The sequence below is a fragment of the Peptoniphilus duerdenii ATCC BAA-1640 genome (genome assembly GCF_000146345.1).
GTDB classification, from domain to species: Bacteria; Bacillota; Clostridia; order Tissierellales; family Peptoniphilaceae; genus Peptoniphilus_B; species Peptoniphilus_B duerdenii.
Genome location: NZ_GL397071.1, coordinates 1,538,452 through 1,558,326 on the forward strand (window position 1 = coordinate 1,538,452; position 19,875 = coordinate 1,558,326).

General features: G+C 29.9%; 21 protein-coding genes. All 21 read left to right on the plus strand.

Annotation, left to right across the window (positions count from 1 at the left end):
- The first annotated feature begins 2 nt into the window (after nucleotides 1-2).
- The 21 genes from HMPREF9225_RS06860 to HMPREF9225_RS06960 all read left to right on the plus strand — a co-directional run bounded on the left by HMPREF9225_RS06860 (nucleotide 3) and on the right by HMPREF9225_RS06960 (nucleotide 19,862).
- Nucleotides 3-830, plus strand: a complete 828-nt coding sequence (locus HMPREF9225_RS06860) for an ABC transporter permease (protein WP_008902217.1) — start codon at nucleotides 3-5, stop codon at nucleotides 828-830.
- Complete coding sequence (locus tag HMPREF9225_RS06865) at nucleotides 827-1,618, plus strand: ABC transporter permease (RefSeq protein ID WP_008902218.1); 792 nt, start codon at nucleotides 827-829, stop codon at nucleotides 1,616-1,618. Before HMPREF9225_RS06860 ends, HMPREF9225_RS06865 begins: the two co-directional genes overlap by 4 nt.
- A complete protein-coding gene (locus HMPREF9225_RS06870; RefSeq protein ID WP_008902219.1) occupies nucleotides 1,605-2,666 on the plus strand; it encodes an ABC transporter substrate-binding protein in 1,062 nt (353 codons plus the stop codon). The genes HMPREF9225_RS06865 and HMPREF9225_RS06870 overlap by 14 nt, the downstream gene beginning before the upstream one ends.
- A 183-nt stretch (nucleotides 2,667-2,849) precedes the next feature.
- Nucleotides 2,850-3,590 (plus strand): YebC/PmpR family DNA-binding transcriptional regulator, encoded by a 741-nt coding sequence (locus HMPREF9225_RS06875; protein WP_008902220.1) that lies wholly within the window; start codon nucleotides 2,850-2,852, stop codon nucleotides 3,588-3,590.
- Nucleotides 3,591-4,244, plus strand: coding sequence for a deoxyribose-phosphate aldolase (gene deoC, locus HMPREF9225_RS06880; protein WP_008902221.1), 654 nt, complete (start codon nucleotides 3,591-3,593; stop codon nucleotides 4,242-4,244).
- Nucleotides 4,241-4,987: a prolipoprotein diacylglyceryl transferase gene (gene lgt / locus HMPREF9225_RS06885; RefSeq protein WP_008902222.1), complete on the plus strand. Its 747-nt coding sequence runs from the start codon at nucleotides 4,241-4,243 to the stop codon at nucleotides 4,985-4,987. The genes deoC and lgt overlap by 4 nt, the downstream gene beginning before the upstream one ends.
- Nucleotides 4,965-6,317, plus strand: coding sequence for a coproporphyrinogen dehydrogenase HemZ (gene hemZ, locus HMPREF9225_RS06890; RefSeq protein ID WP_008902223.1), 1,353 nt, complete (start codon nucleotides 4,965-4,967; stop codon nucleotides 6,315-6,317). Before lgt ends, hemZ begins: the two co-directional genes overlap by 23 nt.
- A complete protein-coding gene (locus tag HMPREF9225_RS06895) occupies nucleotides 6,314-7,858 on the plus strand; it encodes a Mur ligase family protein (RefSeq protein ID WP_008902224.1) in 1,545 nt (514 codons plus the stop codon). Before hemZ ends, HMPREF9225_RS06895 begins: the two co-directional genes overlap by 4 nt.
- A gap of 260 nt (nucleotides 7,859-8,118) precedes the next feature.
- Nucleotides 8,119-9,894, plus strand: a complete 1,776-nt coding sequence (aspS, locus tag HMPREF9225_RS06900) for an aspartate--tRNA ligase (RefSeq protein ID WP_008902225.1) — start codon at nucleotides 8,119-8,121, stop codon at nucleotides 9,892-9,894.
- A gap of 4 nt (nucleotides 9,895-9,898) precedes the next feature.
- Complete coding sequence (locus tag HMPREF9225_RS06905) at nucleotides 9,899-10,297, plus strand: SoxR reducing system RseC family protein (protein ID WP_008902226.1); 399 nt, start codon at nucleotides 9,899-9,901, stop codon at nucleotides 10,295-10,297.
- Nucleotides 10,294-11,124: a hypothetical protein gene (locus HMPREF9225_RS06910; RefSeq protein WP_008902227.1), complete on the plus strand. Its 831-nt coding sequence runs from the start codon at nucleotides 10,294-10,296 to the stop codon at nucleotides 11,122-11,124. The genes HMPREF9225_RS06905 and HMPREF9225_RS06910 overlap by 4 nt, the downstream gene beginning before the upstream one ends.
- Nucleotides 11,114-12,280, plus strand: a complete 1,167-nt coding sequence (locus HMPREF9225_RS06915; RefSeq protein WP_008902228.1) for a hypothetical protein — start codon at nucleotides 11,114-11,116, stop codon at nucleotides 12,278-12,280. The genes HMPREF9225_RS06910 and HMPREF9225_RS06915 overlap by 11 nt, the downstream gene beginning before the upstream one ends.
- 154 nt (nucleotides 12,281-12,434) lie before the next feature.
- Entirely contained in the window at nucleotides 12,435-13,751 is a 1,317-nt protein-coding gene (gene der / locus HMPREF9225_RS06920; protein WP_040551420.1) for a ribosome biogenesis GTPase Der, read from the plus strand.
- A complete protein-coding gene (gene plsY / locus HMPREF9225_RS06925) occupies nucleotides 13,751-14,335 on the plus strand; it encodes a glycerol-3-phosphate 1-O-acyltransferase PlsY (protein WP_008902230.1) in 585 nt (194 codons plus the stop codon). The genes der and plsY overlap by 1 nt, the downstream gene beginning before the upstream one ends.
- On the plus strand, nucleotides 14,335-15,330 hold the full coding sequence (locus HMPREF9225_RS06930; protein WP_008902231.1) for an NAD(P)H-dependent glycerol-3-phosphate dehydrogenase: 996 nt from the start codon (nucleotides 14,335-14,337) through the stop codon (nucleotides 15,328-15,330). Before plsY ends, HMPREF9225_RS06930 begins: the two co-directional genes overlap by 1 nt.
- A 1-nt stretch (nucleotide 15,331) precedes the next feature.
- Nucleotides 15,332-16,591: a biotin/lipoyl attachment domain-containing protein gene (locus tag HMPREF9225_RS06935; RefSeq protein WP_008902232.1), complete on the plus strand. Its 1,260-nt coding sequence runs from the start codon at nucleotides 15,332-15,334 to the stop codon at nucleotides 16,589-16,591.
- Nucleotides 16,592-16,603: 12 nt separating this feature from the next.
- Nucleotides 16,604-17,290 (plus strand): YggS family pyridoxal phosphate-dependent enzyme, encoded by a 687-nt coding sequence (locus HMPREF9225_RS06940; RefSeq protein WP_008902233.1) that lies wholly within the window; start codon nucleotides 16,604-16,606, stop codon nucleotides 17,288-17,290.
- A gap of 11 nt (nucleotides 17,291-17,301) precedes the next feature.
- A complete protein-coding gene (locus HMPREF9225_RS06945; protein WP_008902234.1) occupies nucleotides 17,302-17,748 on the plus strand; it encodes a cell division protein SepF in 447 nt (148 codons plus the stop codon).
- Nucleotides 17,742-18,491, plus strand: a complete 750-nt coding sequence (locus HMPREF9225_RS06950; protein WP_008902235.1) for a YlmH/Sll1252 family protein — start codon at nucleotides 17,742-17,744, stop codon at nucleotides 18,489-18,491. The genes HMPREF9225_RS06945 and HMPREF9225_RS06950 overlap by 7 nt, the downstream gene beginning before the upstream one ends.
- Nucleotides 18,492-18,499: 8 nt before the next feature.
- Complete coding sequence (gene lspA, locus HMPREF9225_RS06955) at nucleotides 18,500-18,970, plus strand: signal peptidase II (RefSeq protein ID WP_008902236.1); 471 nt, start codon at nucleotides 18,500-18,502, stop codon at nucleotides 18,968-18,970.
- The gene (locus tag HMPREF9225_RS06960) at nucleotides 18,963-19,862 is read left to right on the plus strand and encodes an RluA family pseudouridine synthase (protein ID WP_040551423.1); all 900 of its coding nucleotides are present in this window, start codon (nucleotides 18,963-18,965) and stop codon (nucleotides 19,860-19,862) included. Before lspA ends, HMPREF9225_RS06960 begins: the two co-directional genes overlap by 8 nt.
- Nucleotides 19,863-19,875: the final 13 nt, after the last annotated feature.

The window sequence follows — 19,875 nt, forward strand, 5'->3', positions numbered from 1 at the left end:
CTATGAAAAAATATTCGTATATGTACTTCATGTGGTCATTGGTCTTTATAGTATTTCCACTTATTTTAGTATTAGTATATTCATTTAATAGTAGTAGTGGAATGAGCCTTGCAAACTTTTCACCTACATTTGATAATTTTAGAAGAGTATTCGAGCCACTTTATATAAAAATATTTTTAGTATCAATACTTTTAGCTATAGGATCTACACTACTATGCATAGTTGTAGGTTATCCAGTCGCGTACTATATTTCCAGAATGAGCGATAAATGGCGAAACTCTCTGATGTTATTATTTGTTGTACCAATGTGGATGAATTTCCTACTTAGAACGTATGCTTGGCTTACCTTGCTTGGTAATAACGGTCTTATAAATAAATTTTTAGGATTATTTGGAATTGCGCCGTTAAATCTCATGTACAATATAAATGCAATCATGCTTGGTATGGTTTATAACTTTTTGCCATTTATGGTACTTCCAATATATTCAACATTGGTTAAGATGGATAAATCTCTTATAGAAGCAGCAAAAGACTTAGGGGCTACAAATGCACAAATTTTTAAAAAAGTAATCTTCCCGCTTTCTTTGCCAGGAGTTTACACTGGAATAACCATGGTATTTATTCCGGCTATTTCTACTTTTGTAATTCCTGATTTACTTGGAGGTAATAGATTCTATTTAATTGGTAATTTAATCGAAAAGCAATTTACTTTTACAGGAGATTGGGCATTTGGTTCGGCTATATCAATTGTGCTGATATTAATAATGTTTGTAATAATGGTACTTCAAAATCTATTTGAAGATAACACAGAAGAAGGAGGTATTAAATGATAAAAAAGTTTCTTGAAAAATTTTATGTTGCATTAATATTTATTTTTTTATACGCTCCTATAATAGTCCTTATGGTTTTTTCGTTTAATGATTCAAAACTAAGAGGACAGTGGGCTGGCTTTACCTTAGGTTGGTATACAGAGCTTATAAAAGATCCAATTATCTTACAAAGCCTTTATAATACCTTACTAGTTGCAATAGTTTCTACAATAGTCTCTACAATAATAGGAACTTTAACAGCAATAGGACTTAATGAGCTTAGAGGATTTAAAAAGAAAATAATCTTAGATGTAAACTATCTTCCGGTTTTAAATCCGGATATAGTTACTGCAGTAGGACTAATGGGATTATTTGGATTTTTTAATTTAAAATTTGGTTTTATGACAATGACACTCTCTCATATTGTTTTCTGCATACCATATGTAATTCTTTCTATCCTACCAAAACTTCAGCAGATGGATAAAAACATGCTAGAAGCTGCACTTGATTTAGGAGCTACACCTTTTTATGCTATTAAAAATGTAGTTATACCTCAAATAATGCCTGCGATTTTTACAGGGGCTCTTATGGCATTTACACTGTCAATAGATGATTTTGTTATTTCATATTTTACGACAGGCCATGGATTTAACAACCTTTCAATAACTATTTATTCAATGGCTAGAAAGGGAATAAATCCATCTATAAATGCTATGAGTACACTTATGTTCTTGTCACTATTGATTCTCTTAGTAGTTATCAATAAGAGAAGTAAGGGAACTGTGGAGGCTTTAAGTGAAGAAATTTAAAAATATAATTTTTATTTTAATATTAGTAATTTTCTCATCAATGATGACTTCTTGTAAGAATGAATCTAGCAGCGGTTCAACAATAAATGTATATAATGCTGGGGAATATATAGACCCTCAAGTATTAAAAGATTTTGAAAAAGAAACAGGCATAAAAGTTATCTATGATACTTTTGCGTCAAATGAAGATTTATATATAAAGATTGCAAATGGTCATACACCGTACGATGTTATTGTTCCCTCTGATTATATGGTTGAAAGATTAATAAAAGAAAATAGACTTCAAAAGTTAGATTTTTCTAAAATACCAAATATGGATAATATTCTTCCAGAATTTAGATTTCCTAAATTCGATTCAACGGGAGAGTATACAGTACCATATTTTTCTGGAACAATGGGGATTGTATACAACAAAACAATGGTAAAGACACCGCCAACTTCTTGGAAAGATTTGTGGAATCCAGAATACAAAAGACAAATAATAATGTATAACTCTCAAAGAGATTCCATAGCAATAGCGTTAAAGATGCTCGGTTATTCTATGAATTCTGTAGATCCATTTGAATTACAAGAAGCCAAGGAAGCTCTAATTGAGCAAAAACCACTTGTATATGCTTACCTTACAGATGATGGTCGTGATGTAATGGTACAAGGCGACGGAGCTATAATGCCTATGTACTCTGGTGACGCCGCGTATATGATTTCTGAAAATAAAGACCTTGATTATGTTATTCCAAAAGAAGGAGCAAATATTTGGATGGATTCTATGTGCATTCCGAAAGATGCAAAGAATGTTGATGGAGCACATGAATTTATAAATTATCTTTTAAGAAAAGATGTAGGGATATTAAATGCTGATTATTGTATGGGTTATACTTCACCAATAAAAGGAGTGAAGGAAGGACTTCCAGAAGAACTTAGAAATTCAAAAGTTGCTTATCCAGATTATAATCATTTACCACCATTGGAATACTTTAAAGACTTGGGAGAAAATTCTAAACTTTATGATAGAATATGGACAGAAGTTTCCGCGACTTTTGTAGATTAATTAATAGGAATATTGAATATAAATTTTATGAGATTGGTAAAAATATTGCTGATCTCTTTTTATTTTTAAGTTTACAAAATTATATAAAATACAACGGTATTAGGAAAATTCATAATTGTTTTATTTTCTTATGTTTTGTGATAAAATTTAAATTTAGAGAATGATTTTAGAAAGGATAATAATATGTCAGGACATTCAAAATGGAATAATATAAAAAATAAAAAAGGAAAAGAAGACGCAAGACGTGGTAAGATTTTTACTAAGCTTGGAAGATATATAATGGTTGCAGCCAAAGAAGGCGGACCAGATCCAGAATATAATGCTTCTTTGAAAGTAGCTATTGACAAAGCAAAAGCTGAAAATATGCCTAATGACAACATCGAAAGAGCTATTAAAAAAGGATGTGGTGAGCTTGGTCAAGATAACTTTGAAGAGATAACCTACGAAGGTTATGGACCATCTGGAATTGCAGTAATGGTTAAATGCCTTACAGACAATAGAAATAGAACTGCGCCAGAAGTAAGACACGCCTTTGATAAGAATGGTGGAAATCTTGGACAACCAGGTTGCGTTTCCTTTATGTTTGAAAAGAAGGGTCAACTTGGAGTTTTAAAACATGAAAATGTAGATGAAGAAGAATTTATGCTTTTAGCACTAGATCTTGGCGCTGAAGATGTAATCGATAGAGATGAGGCTTTTGAAATCATAACCAGTCCAGAATCATACGAAGAAGTGCGTGATGGGCTTGAAGAAAATGGATATGAATTTGTACAATCAGACATAACTTTCCTTCCTTCAAACTACACAGAGTTAACCGATGAAAATGATATAAAATTAATGGAAAAATTAATTGACACTCTTGAAGATAATGATGATGTTCAAGATGTGTATACAAACTGGGACACCGATAATCTGGAGGACTAAATGAATATAAATAAAATGATTGATCATACACTTTTGAAGCCAGAAGCTACAAAAGAAATGATAGAGAATCTATGTAAGGAAGCTAAAGAGTATGATTTTAAATCTGTATGTGTAAATCCATACTGGGTAAGTACTGCCTATGAAGAACTACGTGATAGCGATGTGCTTGTATGTACAGTAGTAGGCTTTCCTTTAGGGGCAACAACAAAAGAAACTAAATTTTTTGAAACTGATTTTGCAGTACAAGAAGGCGCTGACGAAATTGATATGGTTATAAATGTTGGAGCTTTAAAATCAAAACAATACGATGTAGTTTTAGAAGATATTAAATCAGTTGTACAAGCAGCAAATGGAAGAACAGTTAAAGTAATCATAGAAACATGTCTTCTAAGTGATGAAGAAAAAGTTAAAGCTTGCGAATTATCTATGGAAGCAGGAGCTAACTTTGTAAAGACATCTACAGGATTTTCTACCGCTGGAGCAAAAGTAGAAGATGTTGAGCTTATGAAAAGCATAGTTGGAGATAATTTAGAAGTTAAGGCTTCTGGTGGAATTAGAGATTTAGATACTGCTCTTAAGATGATAGAAGCAGGTGCAACAAGACTTGGCGTCAGTGCGGGTGTTCAAATCGTAAAGGAGTATCAGTCTAAATGAACCCAACAGCATTTACCATTTTTGGCATATCAATAAAATGGTATGGAATACTTATTGCAACAGGTGCGCTTCTAGGAGTGCTAATGGGAGATAAGCTTGCAAAGAAGCAGGGCCTCAAAGAAAATATTGTTTCCGATTTTATTTTGATTGGAATAATTCCATCTGTAATTGGTGCAAGAATTTACTATGTTTTATTTGAATGGGAATACTACAAAGATCATTTAAGCGAAATATTTGCTATTAGAAATGGTGGACTTGCTATATATGGTGCAATAATAACAGGAATAATTATTGCGTACATTTATTCTAAGAAAAAGAAAGTTGATTTTCTTAAACTTTTAGACGTAATGACACCTGGACTTGCTATTGGACAAGGAATAGGAAGATGGGGAAATTTTATAAATCAAGAAGCTCATGGTGGTCCGACAGATCTCCCTTGGGGGATTATGGTAGACGGAGTTAAGGTACATCCAACATTTCTTTATGAATCTATTGTAGACATAAGCCTTGCACTATTTTTATATTTCTATCTTTCAAAACATAAGAAATTTGATGGGCAGATGCTAGCAATTTATGCAATAGTTTATGGAATTGGAAGATTCTTTATAGAGGGACTAAGAACAGACTCTTTATATATAGGACCTCTTAGAGTCTCTCAAATAGTAAGCATAGTTTTTATACTACTTGGAATTGGCATTTATCTAATAAAGGGTAAGAAAAGTGATACAAGTACACTCAAATAATGAAGGACTTAACCTTACGATTTATAACCTACTAAGAGAATACTTTCCATCTAGAGAAAATTCAAAGGATAAAGATATTTTAGTAGATATAAATGATAAGTTAGAAATAAAAATAAATATTGATCAAGAGGAAATATTACTAAAAGATAAATTTTCTATAAAAGATAAGACTAAGATAAAAAAAGATATACTTCTTAGTCTTTTTTCGAATGTAGAAATATCAAACGAATATGGAGTGCTTACTGGAATTAGACCTACAAAATTAGTTAGGAAACTTCTTCAAGAAAAATCTATAGAAGAAACTAAAAAGATTTTGGAAGATGATTACTTGATGAAACCTAGTAAAATAGGTGAGCTTATAGATATTGTAAAATTAGAAAATAATATTTTTTCAAATAAAAGATCAAATATTTCTCTATATTTCCATATTCCATTCTGTCCTTCAATTTGTAGTTATTGTTCATTTACTACATATAAAACGGATAAGAATAAAATGGATATCTACATAGATAATCTTATAAAAGAGTTTAAATCTGTGAATAAAGAAATTATTCCAACATCAATTTATATTGGTGGAGGCACACCGACTGCTTTAGATAATTATAATCTTGAAAGACTTCTATATGAAATTCAAAATAAGATTGATATAAATTGTGAATACACTGTGGAATGTGGAAGACCAGATACTATAGACGAAAAAAAGTTAGACATACTTAAAAAATACGGCGTAAATAGAATATCTATAAATCCACAAACGATGAAGGATGAGACTCTTAAGACGATTGGCAGAACACATTCAACAGAAGATATACTTATTGCTTATAATTTAGCAAAAGATAAAGGATTTATAATAAATATGGATTTAATCGTTGGTCTTCCAGATGAAACAATAGATGACGTAAATAATTCTCTAGAGAAAATAATCGAGCTAAATCCAGAAAATATAACTGTACATTCACTTTCAATTAAAAATGGCTCGAGATTATATAAAGAAAATAAATTTTATTCTACAAGTGATTCCTTTGATTTGATTAAAACGATTATGGCAGAGAATAATTATTTCCCATACTATCTATATCGTCAAAAGAGGATGGTAGATTCAGGAGAAAATATAGGATTTTCTAAAAAGGGCTTTGAGTGTATCTACAACTCTATAATGATAGAAGAAGTGGAATCCATTTTAGGTTTCGGGGTAAGCGCAAGTACAAAGATTTTAAATAGAAAAAATTTAAAATTTAAACAACATTTGAACTTTAGAGATTTAATAACATATAATAGTAGGGTAGAAGAAGATATTTTAATGAAGAATAGTTTATTGGAGGAATTATGAAATTAAAAACTTTGATAGATAGTATAGAATATTTAGAAATAAAAAACGGTGATGAAAAAACTCTAGAATCTGTAGAAATAAGTTCTGTAGAGTTTCATTCAAAAAAAGTCAAGAAAAGAACACTTTTTGTAGCTATAAAAGGATATAGGGTTGATGGTCATGACTTTATAAAAGATGCAGTAGCATCTGGAGCAGTTGCAGCTATCGTAGAAGATTTTGTAGAGGAAGATATACTTCAAATAAAAGTTAAAAATTCAAGGATTGCTCTAGCTAAGGTTGCCTCTATTTTCTTTGGTGAGCCATCAAAAAAACTAAAAGTAACAGGAATAACAGCATCAAACGGCAAGACATCTACAGCTTTTATGACAAAGTGCATCTATGATAAAGCAGGTTACAATACAGGAATTTCTGGAACCGTATATACAAAGTATGCAGATGTTGAGATTCCTTCAATACTTACAACTCCAGAGAGCAAAGATCTTCAATACTATTTTTACGATATGGTAAATAAAGGAATCGATCATGTGATTATGGAAGTATCAAGTTCTGCTGGAGAATTGGCAAGAGCTTATGCTACAGATTTTGATATAGTAACATTTAACAATATAACTCCAGAGCATATTGTAAACCACGGATCTTTCGAAAGGTACTACCATGTTAAGTCAAGATTAATTAGACATGCAAAAGATGATTGTGTTGCAATATTGAATTCGGATTTTGAACTGATAAATGATCTTAGAAATAATACTAAAGCTCAGGTAGTAACATATTCCTTAAAAAATAATTTAGAAGATATTTCAATAGATAATTTAGATCTATCAACTGGTTTTGGAAAATTTAAGTTTATAGTAAACAGAGATATCAAGTTAAAAGGTATAACTATCAAGAAACAATCATTTGATGTAGAGTTAAAGGTTGCAGGATACTCATCAGTGATGAATGCTATAGTTGCTATAACAATAGGTCTAGTAAATGGAATAGATTTAGATACAATCTTAGCAGGAATACAAGATTTCACAGGTGTAGAAAGAAGATTCGAAGTTATATTTGATGAAGGGTTTAAGATAGTAGACGACCATTTTGCAAATAAAAATAATATTGAAGTAACTTTAGACACATTATCTAAGATGGATTATAAAAATTTGGATATACTATATGCAATTAGAGGTAGTAGAGGTGCAGACTTAAATGAAGAAAATGCAGAGGTAATTGCAAGTTGGTACGAAAGACTTAAACCAAGAGAATTTATTGTAACTTTGAGTAAAGATACTGTCACTTGGAAGGATGAAGTTACAGATGATGAACTTGAAGCCTTTAAGAGAGTTATGTCAAAACATAATATTAAATTTGTATTAGAAGATAATCTTAAAGAAGCAGTCGAAAAGGTAATAGATGGTACTAAAGATGATGATTTAGTATTGTTTGCTGGTTGTCAGGGAATGGATAAGGCAATGGGAATAGCATATGATCACATAATTGAAAGAAATCTTACAAAATATCCATCTAAATTATTAGAAAAAGCTAAAAATAGAGTTTGTTAGTTGCAAATTAATTAATTATAAATTATAATTAAGTTAATTTTAAAAAATAAAAGAAATTATCTGAAAGTGAGAAAAAAGTTTATGGAAATTAGAGAAATGCTGGTTGGTGCAAAGCATTCAGAAGAAACTTTTAGTGACAGCTTTCGTAAAGGATAAACGCATGACCTGCGTTAAAACATTAAGTGAGGTTATCCTAATTAGGGTGGTACCGCGAGTAAACTCGTCCCTTTCTGTGGACGAGTATTTTTTTTGGAGGTAATATGGAAAGTTTAGGAAATTTAAGAAGAACTGACTATGCAGGAGATTTAAGAGAAAAAGACATAGATAGAGAAGTAGTACTAATGGGCTGGGTTGCAAAGGAAAGAAACTTAGGCTCTCTTAATTTCGTGGATCTAAGAGATAGATCTGGAATTTGTCAAATCGTATTTAATGATAAACCGGATGAAGAATTATTTGAAAAATCAAAAAAATTAAGATCTGAATTTGTAATAGGTGTAAAAGGTAAAGTTAGAAAAAGATCTTCAGTTAATGAAAATATACCTACTGGATATATAGAAGTTTTAGCTGATGAACTTAAAATTTTAAATATATCTGATGTTCCACCAATCTATGTAAAAGATGATGATAATGTATCAGAAAACATGAGACTTAAAAATAGATCATTGGACTTAAGAAAGCCAAGCATGATTAATAATTTAATGGTTAGATCTAAATTCTATAAAGTTACAAGAGACTTTTTTGCTGAAAATGGTTTTATTGAAGTTGAAACTCCAATGCTTACTAAACCAACTCCAGAAGGAGCAAGAGACTACCTTGTACCAAGTAGAGTTAATCCTGGTAAGTTCTACGCACTTCCTCAATCACCACAGCTTTTAAAGCAACTTTTAATGGTATCTGGACTAGATAGATATATACAAATTACAAAATGCTTCAGAGATGAAGACTTAAGAGCTAACAGACAACCAGAATTTACACAAATAGACTTGGAAATGAGTTTTGTAGATGTGGAAGATGTACTTGATATTAATGAAAAATTCTTGAAGGTAGCTTTTAAAGAAATGCTTGACATAGACATTGAACTTCCTATCAAGAGAATGAAGTATAAAGAAGCTATGGAAAGATATGGAATTGACAAGCCAGATTTAAGATTTGGAATGGAAATACAAAATATAACAGACATCGTTAAAGATTGTGGATTTGGAGTATTTGAACAATCTGCAAAAGAATTCAATTCTGTAAGAGGCATCAATGTTAAAGGGGGAGCAAAGGCTTACTCTAGAAAAGGTATTTCTAAACTTGAAGATTTTGTAAAAGACTTTGGAGCTAAAGGTTTAGTAAATATCAAGATAGAAGAAGGTAAATCTATTACGGGAATAGATAAATTCTTAAAAGAAGGAATTCTTGATAAAATTAAAAAAGCATTTAACGCAGAAGAAGGAGACCTAATCTTAATAGTTTCTGGTAAGGATAAAGTGGTATTTGATAGTCTTGGAAATTTAAGAAATAAAGTTGCCCGTGATATGAATCTAATAGATGATAGTAAATTTGAATTAGTTTGGATTACGGAATTCCCACTATTTGAATATTCAGAAGAAGAAAATAGATATGTTGCAGTTCACCATCCATTTACAGCTCCAATGGATGAAGATTTGGATAAAGTTGAATCAGACCCTGCAAACGCAAGAGCAAAAGCATATGATATCGTTATAAATGGAGATGAAATGGGCGGAGGATCCATCAGAATTAACGATAGAGAAATTCAAAAGAAGATGTTTAAAGCATTAGGCTTTACAGAAGAAGATGCGGAAAACAAATTTGGATTCTTGTTAGAAGCATTTAAATACGGAGCACCACCACATGGAGGATTAGCTTATGGTCTAGACAGACTTGTAATGCTATTTACAAACTCTTCAAACATTAGAGACGTAATTGCTTTTCCTAAGACACAATCAGCATCATGTCTACTTACAGGAGCACCAACAGAATTAAGCGAAGAACAATTAAGAGAAGTTCATATCAAACCTATAAAGGAGTGATATATTGAAACAGACAGGTATTGTTTTTGAATTAAATGATGATAAAGCAAAAATTATAGTAACAAGACTCGCTGCATGTGGCAGTTCATGTGAATCATGTTCTGCCCATTGTGGTGAAAATAAACAAGAATATATAAATGTTAAAAATGATATAGGACTTAAAATCGGTGATAGAGTTGAGATCACTACGGACTCTACAGCAGTATTAAAATATATTGCTTTAGTCTATGGACTTCCTCTTATATTTCTTATATCTGGAGTATTAATTGGAATGTTACTAAACTTAAAAGAGATGTATTCATTATTGGTCGGTTTTGTTTTTATGATAGTATCGTTTATTTTTATAAAAACTATTGATAATAAAAATGGGTCAAACCATGGAATTATAATTAAGAAGCTATGAAAACAACTTACAAGGTATTATTAGTAATATCAGCTATACTTCTAGTAGGGTCTTCTGTTGCATACTATCTTTCTACAAATAGCAAATCAACTTACAATAAATTAGTTGAGGAAAATAAAGAGTTAGAGATAAAGCTTAATGAAAAGCAAAGTCAGAACGAAGAAATTTCTCAAGATATTTTAAAGTTAAATGAAGATTTAGAAGTTAGCTCTAACGATTTTAAAACTAAATATGGATATGATTATTTTGAATCAGAAAATATGCTGACTAATAGAATAAAAGAACTTGAAGAAAATAATAAAAACATCGAATCTCAAGTTGTAAGTGAAGTCTTAAAGTATGAAAGATATTTTAAGTCAGGAATTTATTCTGATGAAAAATTAGAAAGCAAGATTTCTGACTTTATTGACGTTTCAGATATAAAAACTGAGCAGATTTCAAAAGATTTGTATGGAGTTCTAAATTTAAATCCTTTTGTAGATAAATACAGTAACGATGGATTTATAAACTACATTTTAAGGAGAAATCCGAATATAGACAGTTCGAAATTAAAACTAGAACTATTTAATTTGGTCATTTACTCAAGAAATTTAAATGAAATAATAGAAACTAAAGAACTACCGAAAAATTTAAATTCACTTAGAAGTGATTTGTTTTCATTCTGTTCTTTGCTAAAAGAAATGGAGAAATCTGGAATAAGCACTGGAGAATTAAACTCCAGATCAATGGATAGCTTAAATTCAAAAATCACAAATCTAATATCAGATTACTTTATGAATAAAGGTCAGATTGAAGTTATTAATTTAGGAGGAACCAATGAAAAATAGAATTGCTATAATTTTTATATCGGTTTTTCTAATAGCTTCATCAATTCTTTCATATTTTTGTTATAAAAACTATGAAGGCTTAGGATCATTTATAAATACTGAAAAATCAAATAAAACTACGCATGAAAAGAAAATTGAAGAATTAGATAAAAAAATTTCTGATTTAAATAATGAAAAGGAAGCCATTTCGGATAAGATAAAAAGTATAAGTGAAGAAGCTGCTAAACTATCACAGTATGAAAATTTTGTAGACACAAAGTCGCTGATATTTGAGCTTGACGATTACTATCTATCTTTTATAAATTTAAAAATAGATAATGAAATACAAAAGAAATTAAAAGGGGATAGCTCTAATATTAAAAATATAGAGACCACATATTTCGATAATTCATCTGTAAATTCTAAAGTGATAGCTGAAAGAAATGAAACTTATGTATCTTTAAAGACTAGTTTTGACGCGACTAATAAAATAAATGAAAAAGTAGCTGAGCTATCTCACGTTTTAAAAAAGCGTGAAGGAATGATAAAACTACTAGATGATACAAATTTTTTCTTTAGAGACAGAGCTGCAAAAGGAATAGCTGAATATAAAAGCAAGTACAGTGCAAGTTTTAAACCAGAGGACTTCTCAAGTAGAGTTTCTAATATTTTAAATTTAAAAAGTAATGCAATTGGTCTATACGACAATATTTTATACGCAGCTAATGAAAATTTGGAATTTATAAATAATCTTAGAGAAAATCAAATAAGTGAAGTTTCAAGAATTGGAAAACTACCAACGATTGATTCAAAAAACAACAACAGTGGAGAAATAGAAAGTCAAAAGAATTCCATGATTTTTGCTTTAGATACAATATCTTCAAATATTAATTATTTAAATGGTTATAATATTCTAGATAGGACTGTGAGTGAAAATAATAAAAATATAGTACTTAGATATCTTTTTGATAATAGAGGACGAATTCTTATTATTCAAGAAAAGTCAACTGGAGTAGCTAACCTGTATTATTTTGGTTCTGATGGAATGCCATTTGCTATGACTAATTTAAAACAGTTTGAAATAACATATTTGAATAAAAACAATAAAAAAGATTTAAATATTATTAATAAGGCTTTAAAATATAATAATCCTTTTAAAAATATCTTAAGTAATTAAACCGCGATAGCGGTTTTTTAATTTAAATTTAAAATTATGTTAAATAAATGGAATATATTATTTAATCTAAAGCTACAAACCTTTATTTTATAAGGTTCTATTAATTGCAACTATATTTTTTAAATGATATAATTCTAATAGAATGGAGGTTATTATGGAAAAACCCATTGTATCGATTATTGGAAAACCAAATGTTGGTAAATCAACACTTTTTAATAAAATTGTAGGAAGAAAAATATCTATTACAGAAGACACACCAGGAGTTACTAGGGATAGAATTTATAGCGATGCATCTTGGCAAGGCAGGAAGTTTTTATTAGTTGACACTGGAGGATTGGACTTAAAAGATGAAGATATCTTTATGTCTAGCATAAAAGGTCAAGCTGATTTAGCATTAGAGACTTCGGATGTAATTATATTTGTACTTGATGGTATTCACGGACTATCTCCAACAGATGTAGATATTGCAAAATACCTTAGAAGATCTAATAAAAAAATAATCCTATGCATAAACAAATATGACTCTAAGTCAGCTAAAGATAATTACTATGATTTTTTTGAACTAGGATTAGGTATTCCTGTTTTAATATCAGCAGAACAAGGAACTGGAGTAGGAGACCTTTTAGATATAGTAACTTCAGAATTTGAAATAGATACAAGTGATGAATATGACGAAACTGTAAGGGTAACTCTTATTGGTAAACCAAATGTAGGTAAAAGTTCACTTATCAACTTTATATTAGGAGAAGAAAGATCAATAGTTACTGATATTCCAGGAACTACAAGAGACTCTATTGACTCTCATTTTATCTACAAGGACACTGAGCTAACTCTTGTGGACACTGCAGGGCTAAGAAAAAAGAAAAAAATTAACGAAGCAGTTGAAAGGTATTCAGTTATAAGAACACTTACTGCTATTGAAAGATCTAATGTATGCATTCTACTAATTGACGCTGAAGAAGGAGTAAGTGAACAAGACTCTAAAATTGTTGGTTATGCTCATGATAATAATAAAGCGATAGTTGTAGCTGTAAACAAATGGGATGCGGTTACAAAAGACAACGATTCAATTAAAAAATATGAAAAATCTATAAGGGAAAGATTGCCATTTATAAACTATGCACCTATCATATTTATATCAGCACTAACAGGACAAAGAGTCGATAAACTACTAGATACTGTATTAATTGCAAATAACAATTACAATCACAGAATAAAGACATCTGTGTTAAATGAAATACTAAATAAAGCTGTCCTTATGAACCAACCTCCTTCTGATAAAGGAAAGAGAGGAAGACTTTACTTCGGACAACAAGTTGCTACTAGACCTCCTAGATTTTTATTAAGTGTAAATGATAAAGAATTGTTCCATTTTTCTTATATAAGATATATAGAAAACCAAATTAGAGAATCATATTCATTTATTGGAACACCAATTAAAATTGATCTTAAAAATAGGAGTGGTGATTGATGAATGTATTTCTCACTCTTATAATTTCATATTTAGTGGGATCTATCTCCGGTTCTTTTATTTTAGGCAAATATTATCTACACAAAGATGTTCGTAAATATGGTTCAGGAAATGCAGGAACAACCAATGCGATTAGAGTTTTTGGTAAGAAGATTGGTATTTTAACATTTATAATTGATATGTTAAAAGGATCTCTAGTCGCTTATATGCTTATGAAATATAATAGGGAATTTCTATTTCTAGGAATTTTATTTGCAATCTTAGGACACGATTATCCATTTTATATGAAGTTTAAGGGCGGAAAGGGAATTGCCACTACTTTTGGAGCATTTTTTATAATTAATCCATTGTGGTCATCAATTGCTTTTCTAATCCTATTATTGATAGGGAGATTTACTGGCTATGTATCAGTAGGCTCATTGGTGTTTTTATTTTTAAACTTTGTGTTCCAAATTTTAACAACTAGTTTAAATAAAAATGAAATAATAATACTTTTGTTAATTACAATATTAGGAATTGTAAGACATAGATCAAACATCAAAAGACTAATAAATAGAAACGAACTTAAAAGCAGGAGGAAATAATGAAGATTTCAATAGTAGGAGGCGGAAGCTGGGGAACTGCTATTTGTTACTTGATTTCAAAAAAATATAAACCAATTTTTTATATTAGAGATAAAGAAGTTTGTGAAACCCTAGCTAAAACAGGAGAAAATAAAAAATACTTACCAGGAACTTTTATTGAAAATGCAAACTTCACGAACTCTCTAGAAGATATCAAGGATTCCGATATAATTATCTTAGCTACACCTTCATCCTCATTTAAAGAAATGCTTTCTAAAATAAATAAATATACAAAAAAAGAAACGATAATTGCAAGTTTAGCAAAAGGGTTTGAAGAAGAAACTCATAAAAGACTTTCTGAAGTTGCGAAAGAGTACACATCTAATCCTTTTGTAGTTGTATCTGGTCCTTCTCATGCGGAAGAAGTTGGAAAAGATATTCCCACTGCAATAGTTGCATCTTCAGCTGATTTAGAAGCTATGAATAAGGTTCAAGAAGTATTTTCTTCGCCTGTATTTAGAGTGTATACAAATCCTGATTTAATAGGAGTTGAAATAGGCGGCGCTCTTAAAAATATAATAGCTCTTGCAGCTGGAATGAGCGATGGGCTAGGATACGGAGACAACACAAAAGCAGCTCTTATGACTAGAGGAATGTATGAAATGAGCAAACTTGGCTTAAAGTTAGGAGCAAATCCTCACACATTTAACGGATTATCTGGAATGGGCGACCTTATAGTAACTTGTACATCTATGCATTCTAGAAATAGAAGGTGTGGAATATTAATAGGTGAAGGACATTCAATAGATGAATCAATTAAAGAAGTTGGACAAGTTGTAGAAGGAATAAAGACGACAAAAGCTGCGTATCTTCTATCTAAAGATTATAATGTGGAGATGCCAATAGTAAAAATTTTGTATGAAGTACTTTACAATAATCTAGATCCAAGAGAAGCAGTTGAGTCACTTATGACTAGAAAACATAAAGAAGAAATCGAAGAGGTTTTCTTTGAATAGAATGAATATTAAAAAATTTAACTTAAAAAACAGACGACTATTCTTAACAATCATAATAGTATTCTCTATTTTTATTATAGGTAGAGTGATATCAAGAAGATCTTACCTAAGCCACAGCACCGTTTTTCCTGTACAGACAGTTTACAAGGTTAATACACGTGCAACGTCTTACTTAGTATATAATGAAAATGTTGTAGATGCATCAATGAACGGGATTGCTGTTTACAATGCTTCAGAAGGACAAAAAGTAAAGGCAGGTTATGAAATAGCTTCTATTAATTTGATGGATGATGTTAGTGACCTAAAAGATGAACTGATAAAGATAAATGCTGCGATAAATGACAGTGAAAAGACTAAAGAAAAATCTAATAATTCATTTGAAATTTCGTCAGAAGACATCGCGACTATAAATAGAATTCAAAATTATTTAAAGGACAAATCATTTCAAGAAGCGATATTAGAAATAAATAGTTTAGACTTAAGTTCAAACCACAATGTAGTCATAACAGATTACAAGAAATATCAAAATTACTCAAAAGAGGAACTAGAAAAAATGAGAGATGAGCTAATAAAGCAAATCTCTAAATCTAATATAGAATATAGAGCTTCGGATTCTGGAATCATATCATACCTTGTAGATGGATTAGAGGATAAGTATAAATATTCACAGGACAATGATTCCTATACCTATGAATATTTAGAAAAAAACAAAAATATGAGGTATAAAGAAACGAGAAATCAAGTTGAAAAAAATGAGCATTTGTTTAAACTCATTAATAATTTTGAATATAAGATTTTGTTAAAAACTAATAATATAAATCCTATTGAATCCTTAAAAGAAGGCTCTGAAGTAAAGGTAATTTATAACGATGTGACAGTAGATGCAACAATTTTAACCATCAATAAATCAAAGAATGGTGTTGTTTATGTACTTAAATCAGATAAATTTCTAGAAAGAATATATGATAAACGAATAAAAGATGTTATATTGAGTGTAAACAGAGAAAAATCATATAAAATTCCGAGCTCTTCACTTGTAAAAAGAGGAAGTATACATGGAGTTTATGTAGAAGAAATACACGGACTAGTAAGGTTTGTGCCTGTTAATATACTTTCTAGAGTAGGAGATGACGTATTTATTTCTAGAGGTAATAGAGATTATAAGATTCAGGTAGATAAGGAACTTGAAAGAACAGTCAATGCAAATGATGCAGTTGTAATATATCCAGATACAGTTGAAGATTCTCAAATACTAAATTAGGGGGAATAAATAGTGGATATAAAAAGAAATTTAGAAGATGTTTTAAAAAAAATAGAAATTGCTGAAAAAAAATCAATTTCTGGCGAAAAAGTTGAGCTGATAGCGGTTACAAAAACACATGGAATTGATATAATAAAAGAAGCAATAGAATTAGGAGTCACCGATATAGGTGAAAATAAAGTTCAAGAATTTACAACAAAGTATGAAAAATTAGGTAATGATGTTAATTTTCATATGATTGGTACTTTACAATCAAATAAGGTAAAATATATATATGACAAAGCTAAACTAATACATTCCTTAGACAGAATGTCACTTGCTAAGGAAATTGAAAGAAAAGCACAAGCTTCAAATATAATTGTAAATTGTTTGGTTCAAGTAAATATATCCAATGAAGAATCTAAAGGTGGAGTATCTTTTTCCGAAACTGAAAAATTCATAGAATCACTTCTAGATTTTAAAAATTTAAAAATTGTTGGACTAATGGGAATTGCAAAGAATACTGATGATCTATCAGAAATTAGAGACTCATTTAGAAGACTTTATAACTTAAAGGAAAAAATAAAAAAACAAAACATAGAAGAATTAGAAATGAAATATCTATCTATGGGAATGAGCTCGGATTTTGAAATGGCTATTGAAGAAGGATCCAATATGGTTAGAATAGGTTCTAGCATATTTGGAAAGAGAGATTATTAAGGAGGATTAAAATGGCAGAAATGTGGGGAAAGTTTAAAAGATTAATTGGTTTTGGTGACGATGAGTATTATGAAGATGATGATTATTCAAACGAAAGTGAAAGTTATGCTCTAGAAACAGAAGTTAAGCCAGAAAAAGCACAAGAGTCAAGCAGAATAACTAGACCATCAAGAGTGAGTCACTCAGAACTTGTAATAACTGTTCACGAACCATTAACTTATGATGAATCAGCTAAAGTAGTTGACGATTTAAGAGAAAATAAAGCAGTTGTTTTGAATTTTGAACAACTTGAAGTAGATGTAAAAAAAGCTATTTTTGATTTCGTAAGTGGAGCAGTTTATGCTTTAGACGGTAAGCTACAAAAGGTAAATAAAGATATTTTCGTAATAGCACCAAGCAAAGTTGAAATTGATGGTCTAAAAGAAGAACTTAAAAATCAAGGAATGTTTCCTTGGTAAACCTTGACTTTATCCAAGATAATAGTTTAAAGGAAAAGTTAAAACAAACGATTGAAAAAATTGAAATAGCCGATAAATCAAATAGGTCAATAGATACAGATTTTTTAGATCCATATGAAAGATCTATTATTAGACCAATCATTGGTCATAATTTAGAGTACTATGAAGATGGTGGATATGATGAAGCTGAGAGAAAAATAATTCAGATTTATCCACCCTATATAGAACGCACAGAAAAACTTAGTATAATAAAAATAATTTCAAAAAACAAGATAAGCCATAGAGAAATTTTAGGTTCTGTGCTAGGGCTTGGTTTAGTGCGTGAAAAAATTGGTGATATAGTTTCAAATGGAGACTTTGAACACTATTTGATTGTGAAAAATGAACTCGCGAATTATATTCATTCTAATTTAGAAAAAGTAGGAAATTATAAAATAAATATATCTTTTTCAGATAAAGTTGTATGTTCTGAAAAGAAATTTGTCTCAAGGGAATTTGTTGTAAAATCAAAAAGACTTGATTTATTCATATCAAAAGCTTTTGCAATAAGAAGAGATCTTGCAAAATCCTACATAGAAAATGGTTTTTGTAAAGTAAATTTTGCACCTATCAAATCAGCATCAAGTTTAATTAACGAAGGTGACTTAGTTTCACTGAGAGGCTATGGAAGAGTTTTTTATGCAGAAGATCTTGGTATGAGTAAAAAAGATAATTATTTTATACGAGCTAAGTTTCCGGTTTAGGAGGTAGTATGCCTATATTTTTCTTTGTAGTTTTGCTAGTTATGATGGATCAGCTATCAAAATTTTTTGTAGTTAGTTTTTTAAAAGGACAAAGTCCTTATATATTAATAGATGGTTTTTTAAGTTTTTATTATATAGAAAATAGAGGAGCTGCATTTGGCATTCTTCAGAATTCGCAACTTCTCTTTTCAATCATTACAATTGTAGTTTTACTAGGATTAATGATTTATTTAATAAAAAATTATAAGAGCTCATCTTTATCTACAAAAATCTCTTTAACACTTATAATAGCTGGGGCAATTGGTAATTTTATAGACAGATTAAGACTTAAATATGTGATTGACTTTATAAGCTTCAGAATGTTTGGTCATGATTTTGCAGTATTTAATCTAGCTGATAGTTTCATTGTAATTGGCACAATTATTGTAATGATTCTGGTAATTCTTCATGAAAATCCAAAAAGGAAGAAAAATGAATAAAACATTAGTAGTCCAGTCACAATATGAAGGTATGAGACTGGATATTTTTTTGAAAGAGGTTTTAGATTATTCAAGATCTAAAATTAATAAAGAAATTAAAAATAAATCTGTACTTGTAAATGGGGTTTCTGTTAAATCAGGATATATTATTAAGAAAAATGATATTATTACTTTAGAAATTCTTGAAGATCAAGTTAATCTAGAACCCCAAAAGATTGATTTTAAAATTTTATTTGAAGATGAATATATAATGGTAATATCTAAACCAGAAAATTTAGTTGTACATCCGGGAGCTGGAGTTTTTAGTGAAACTCTAGTAAATGGTTTACTAGATTATAATATTAACATCAAAGATATTGGTGAGGAAGATAGACCTGGAATAGTTCATAGGTTAGATAAAGACACTTCCGGACTTATGATAATTGCAAAAGACGCACTAGCATATAAAAAACTGGTGAATATGTTTAAATACGGCGAAATTCATAAAGAGTATATAGCAATTTTAACAGGGCATTTAGAAAATGAAATTCGTGTAGATGAACCTATAGGTAGAAATCCAAAAGATAGAAAGTCTTTTACCGTTATATATAGTAATTCAAAAAATGCCATAAGTACTTTTGTTCCAATAAAATATATGAATGGTTTTACCTTATGTCGTGTTATAATAGAAACGGGAAGAACCCATCAAATAAGAGTTCATGCTAGGTATTTAAATCATCCTGTGTTAGGAGATTCAATTTATGGATATAAGAATTCTCTGGGCATTAAAACTCAATTGCTACATGCTTATAAGTTGACATTTAATCATCCAATTACAGGTGAAGAACTTAGCTTTGAAGATGATTTTCCTGATAGGTTTACTAAAGCCTTGGAAAAAATAGATAGATTATAAAATTATTTATTAA

Excerpts from the sequence above, each read along its gene's own strand:
- lgt (WP_008902222.1), top strand. The coding sequence starts at position 4,241 with ATGAACCCAACAGCATTTACCATTTTTGGCATATCAATAAAATGGTAT.
- deoC (WP_008902221.1), top strand. The coding sequence starts at position 3,591 with ATGAATATAAATAAAATGATTGATCATACACTTTTGAAGCCAGAAGCT.
- HMPREF9225_RS06960 (WP_040551423.1), top strand. The coding sequence starts at position 18,963 with ATGAATAAAACATTAGTAGTCCAGTCACAATATGAAGGTATGAGACTG.
- HMPREF9225_RS06860 (WP_008902217.1), top strand. The coding sequence starts at position 3 with ATGAAAAAATATTCGTATATGTACTTCATGTGGTCATTGGTCTTTATA.
- HMPREF9225_RS06945 (WP_008902234.1), top strand. The coding sequence starts at position 17,302 with ATGGCAGAAATGTGGGGAAAGTTTAAAAGATTAATTGGTTTTGGTGAC.
- der (WP_040551420.1), top strand. The coding sequence starts at position 12,435 with ATGGAAAAACCCATTGTATCGATTATTGGAAAACCAAATGTTGGTAAA.
- HMPREF9225_RS06895 (WP_008902224.1), top strand. The coding sequence starts at position 6,314 with ATGAAATTAAAAACTTTGATAGATAGTATAGAATATTTAGAAATAAAA.
- HMPREF9225_RS06865 (WP_008902218.1), top strand. The coding sequence starts at position 827 with ATGATAAAAAAGTTTCTTGAAAAATTTTATGTTGCATTAATATTTATT.
- HMPREF9225_RS06875 (WP_008902220.1), top strand. The coding sequence starts at position 2,850 with ATGTCAGGACATTCAAAATGGAATAATATAAAAAATAAAAAAGGAAAA.
- plsY (WP_008902230.1), top strand. The coding sequence starts at position 13,751 with ATGAATGTATTTCTCACTCTTATAATTTCATATTTAGTGGGATCTATC.
- aspS (WP_008902225.1), top strand. The coding sequence starts at position 8,119 with ATGGAAAGTTTAGGAAATTTAAGAAGAACTGACTATGCAGGAGATTTA.
- lspA (WP_008902236.1), top strand. The coding sequence starts at position 18,500 with ATGCCTATATTTTTCTTTGTAGTTTTGCTAGTTATGATGGATCAGCTA.
- HMPREF9225_RS06910 (WP_008902227.1), top strand. The coding sequence starts at position 10,294 with ATGAAAACAACTTACAAGGTATTATTAGTAATATCAGCTATACTTCTA.
- HMPREF9225_RS06915 (WP_008902228.1), top strand. The coding sequence starts at position 11,114 with ATGAAAAATAGAATTGCTATAATTTTTATATCGGTTTTTCTAATAGCT.
- HMPREF9225_RS06930 (WP_008902231.1), top strand. The coding sequence starts at position 14,335 with ATGAAGATTTCAATAGTAGGAGGCGGAAGCTGGGGAACTGCTATTTGT.
- HMPREF9225_RS06935 (WP_008902232.1), top strand. The coding sequence starts at position 15,332 with ATGAATATTAAAAAATTTAACTTAAAAAACAGACGACTATTCTTAACA.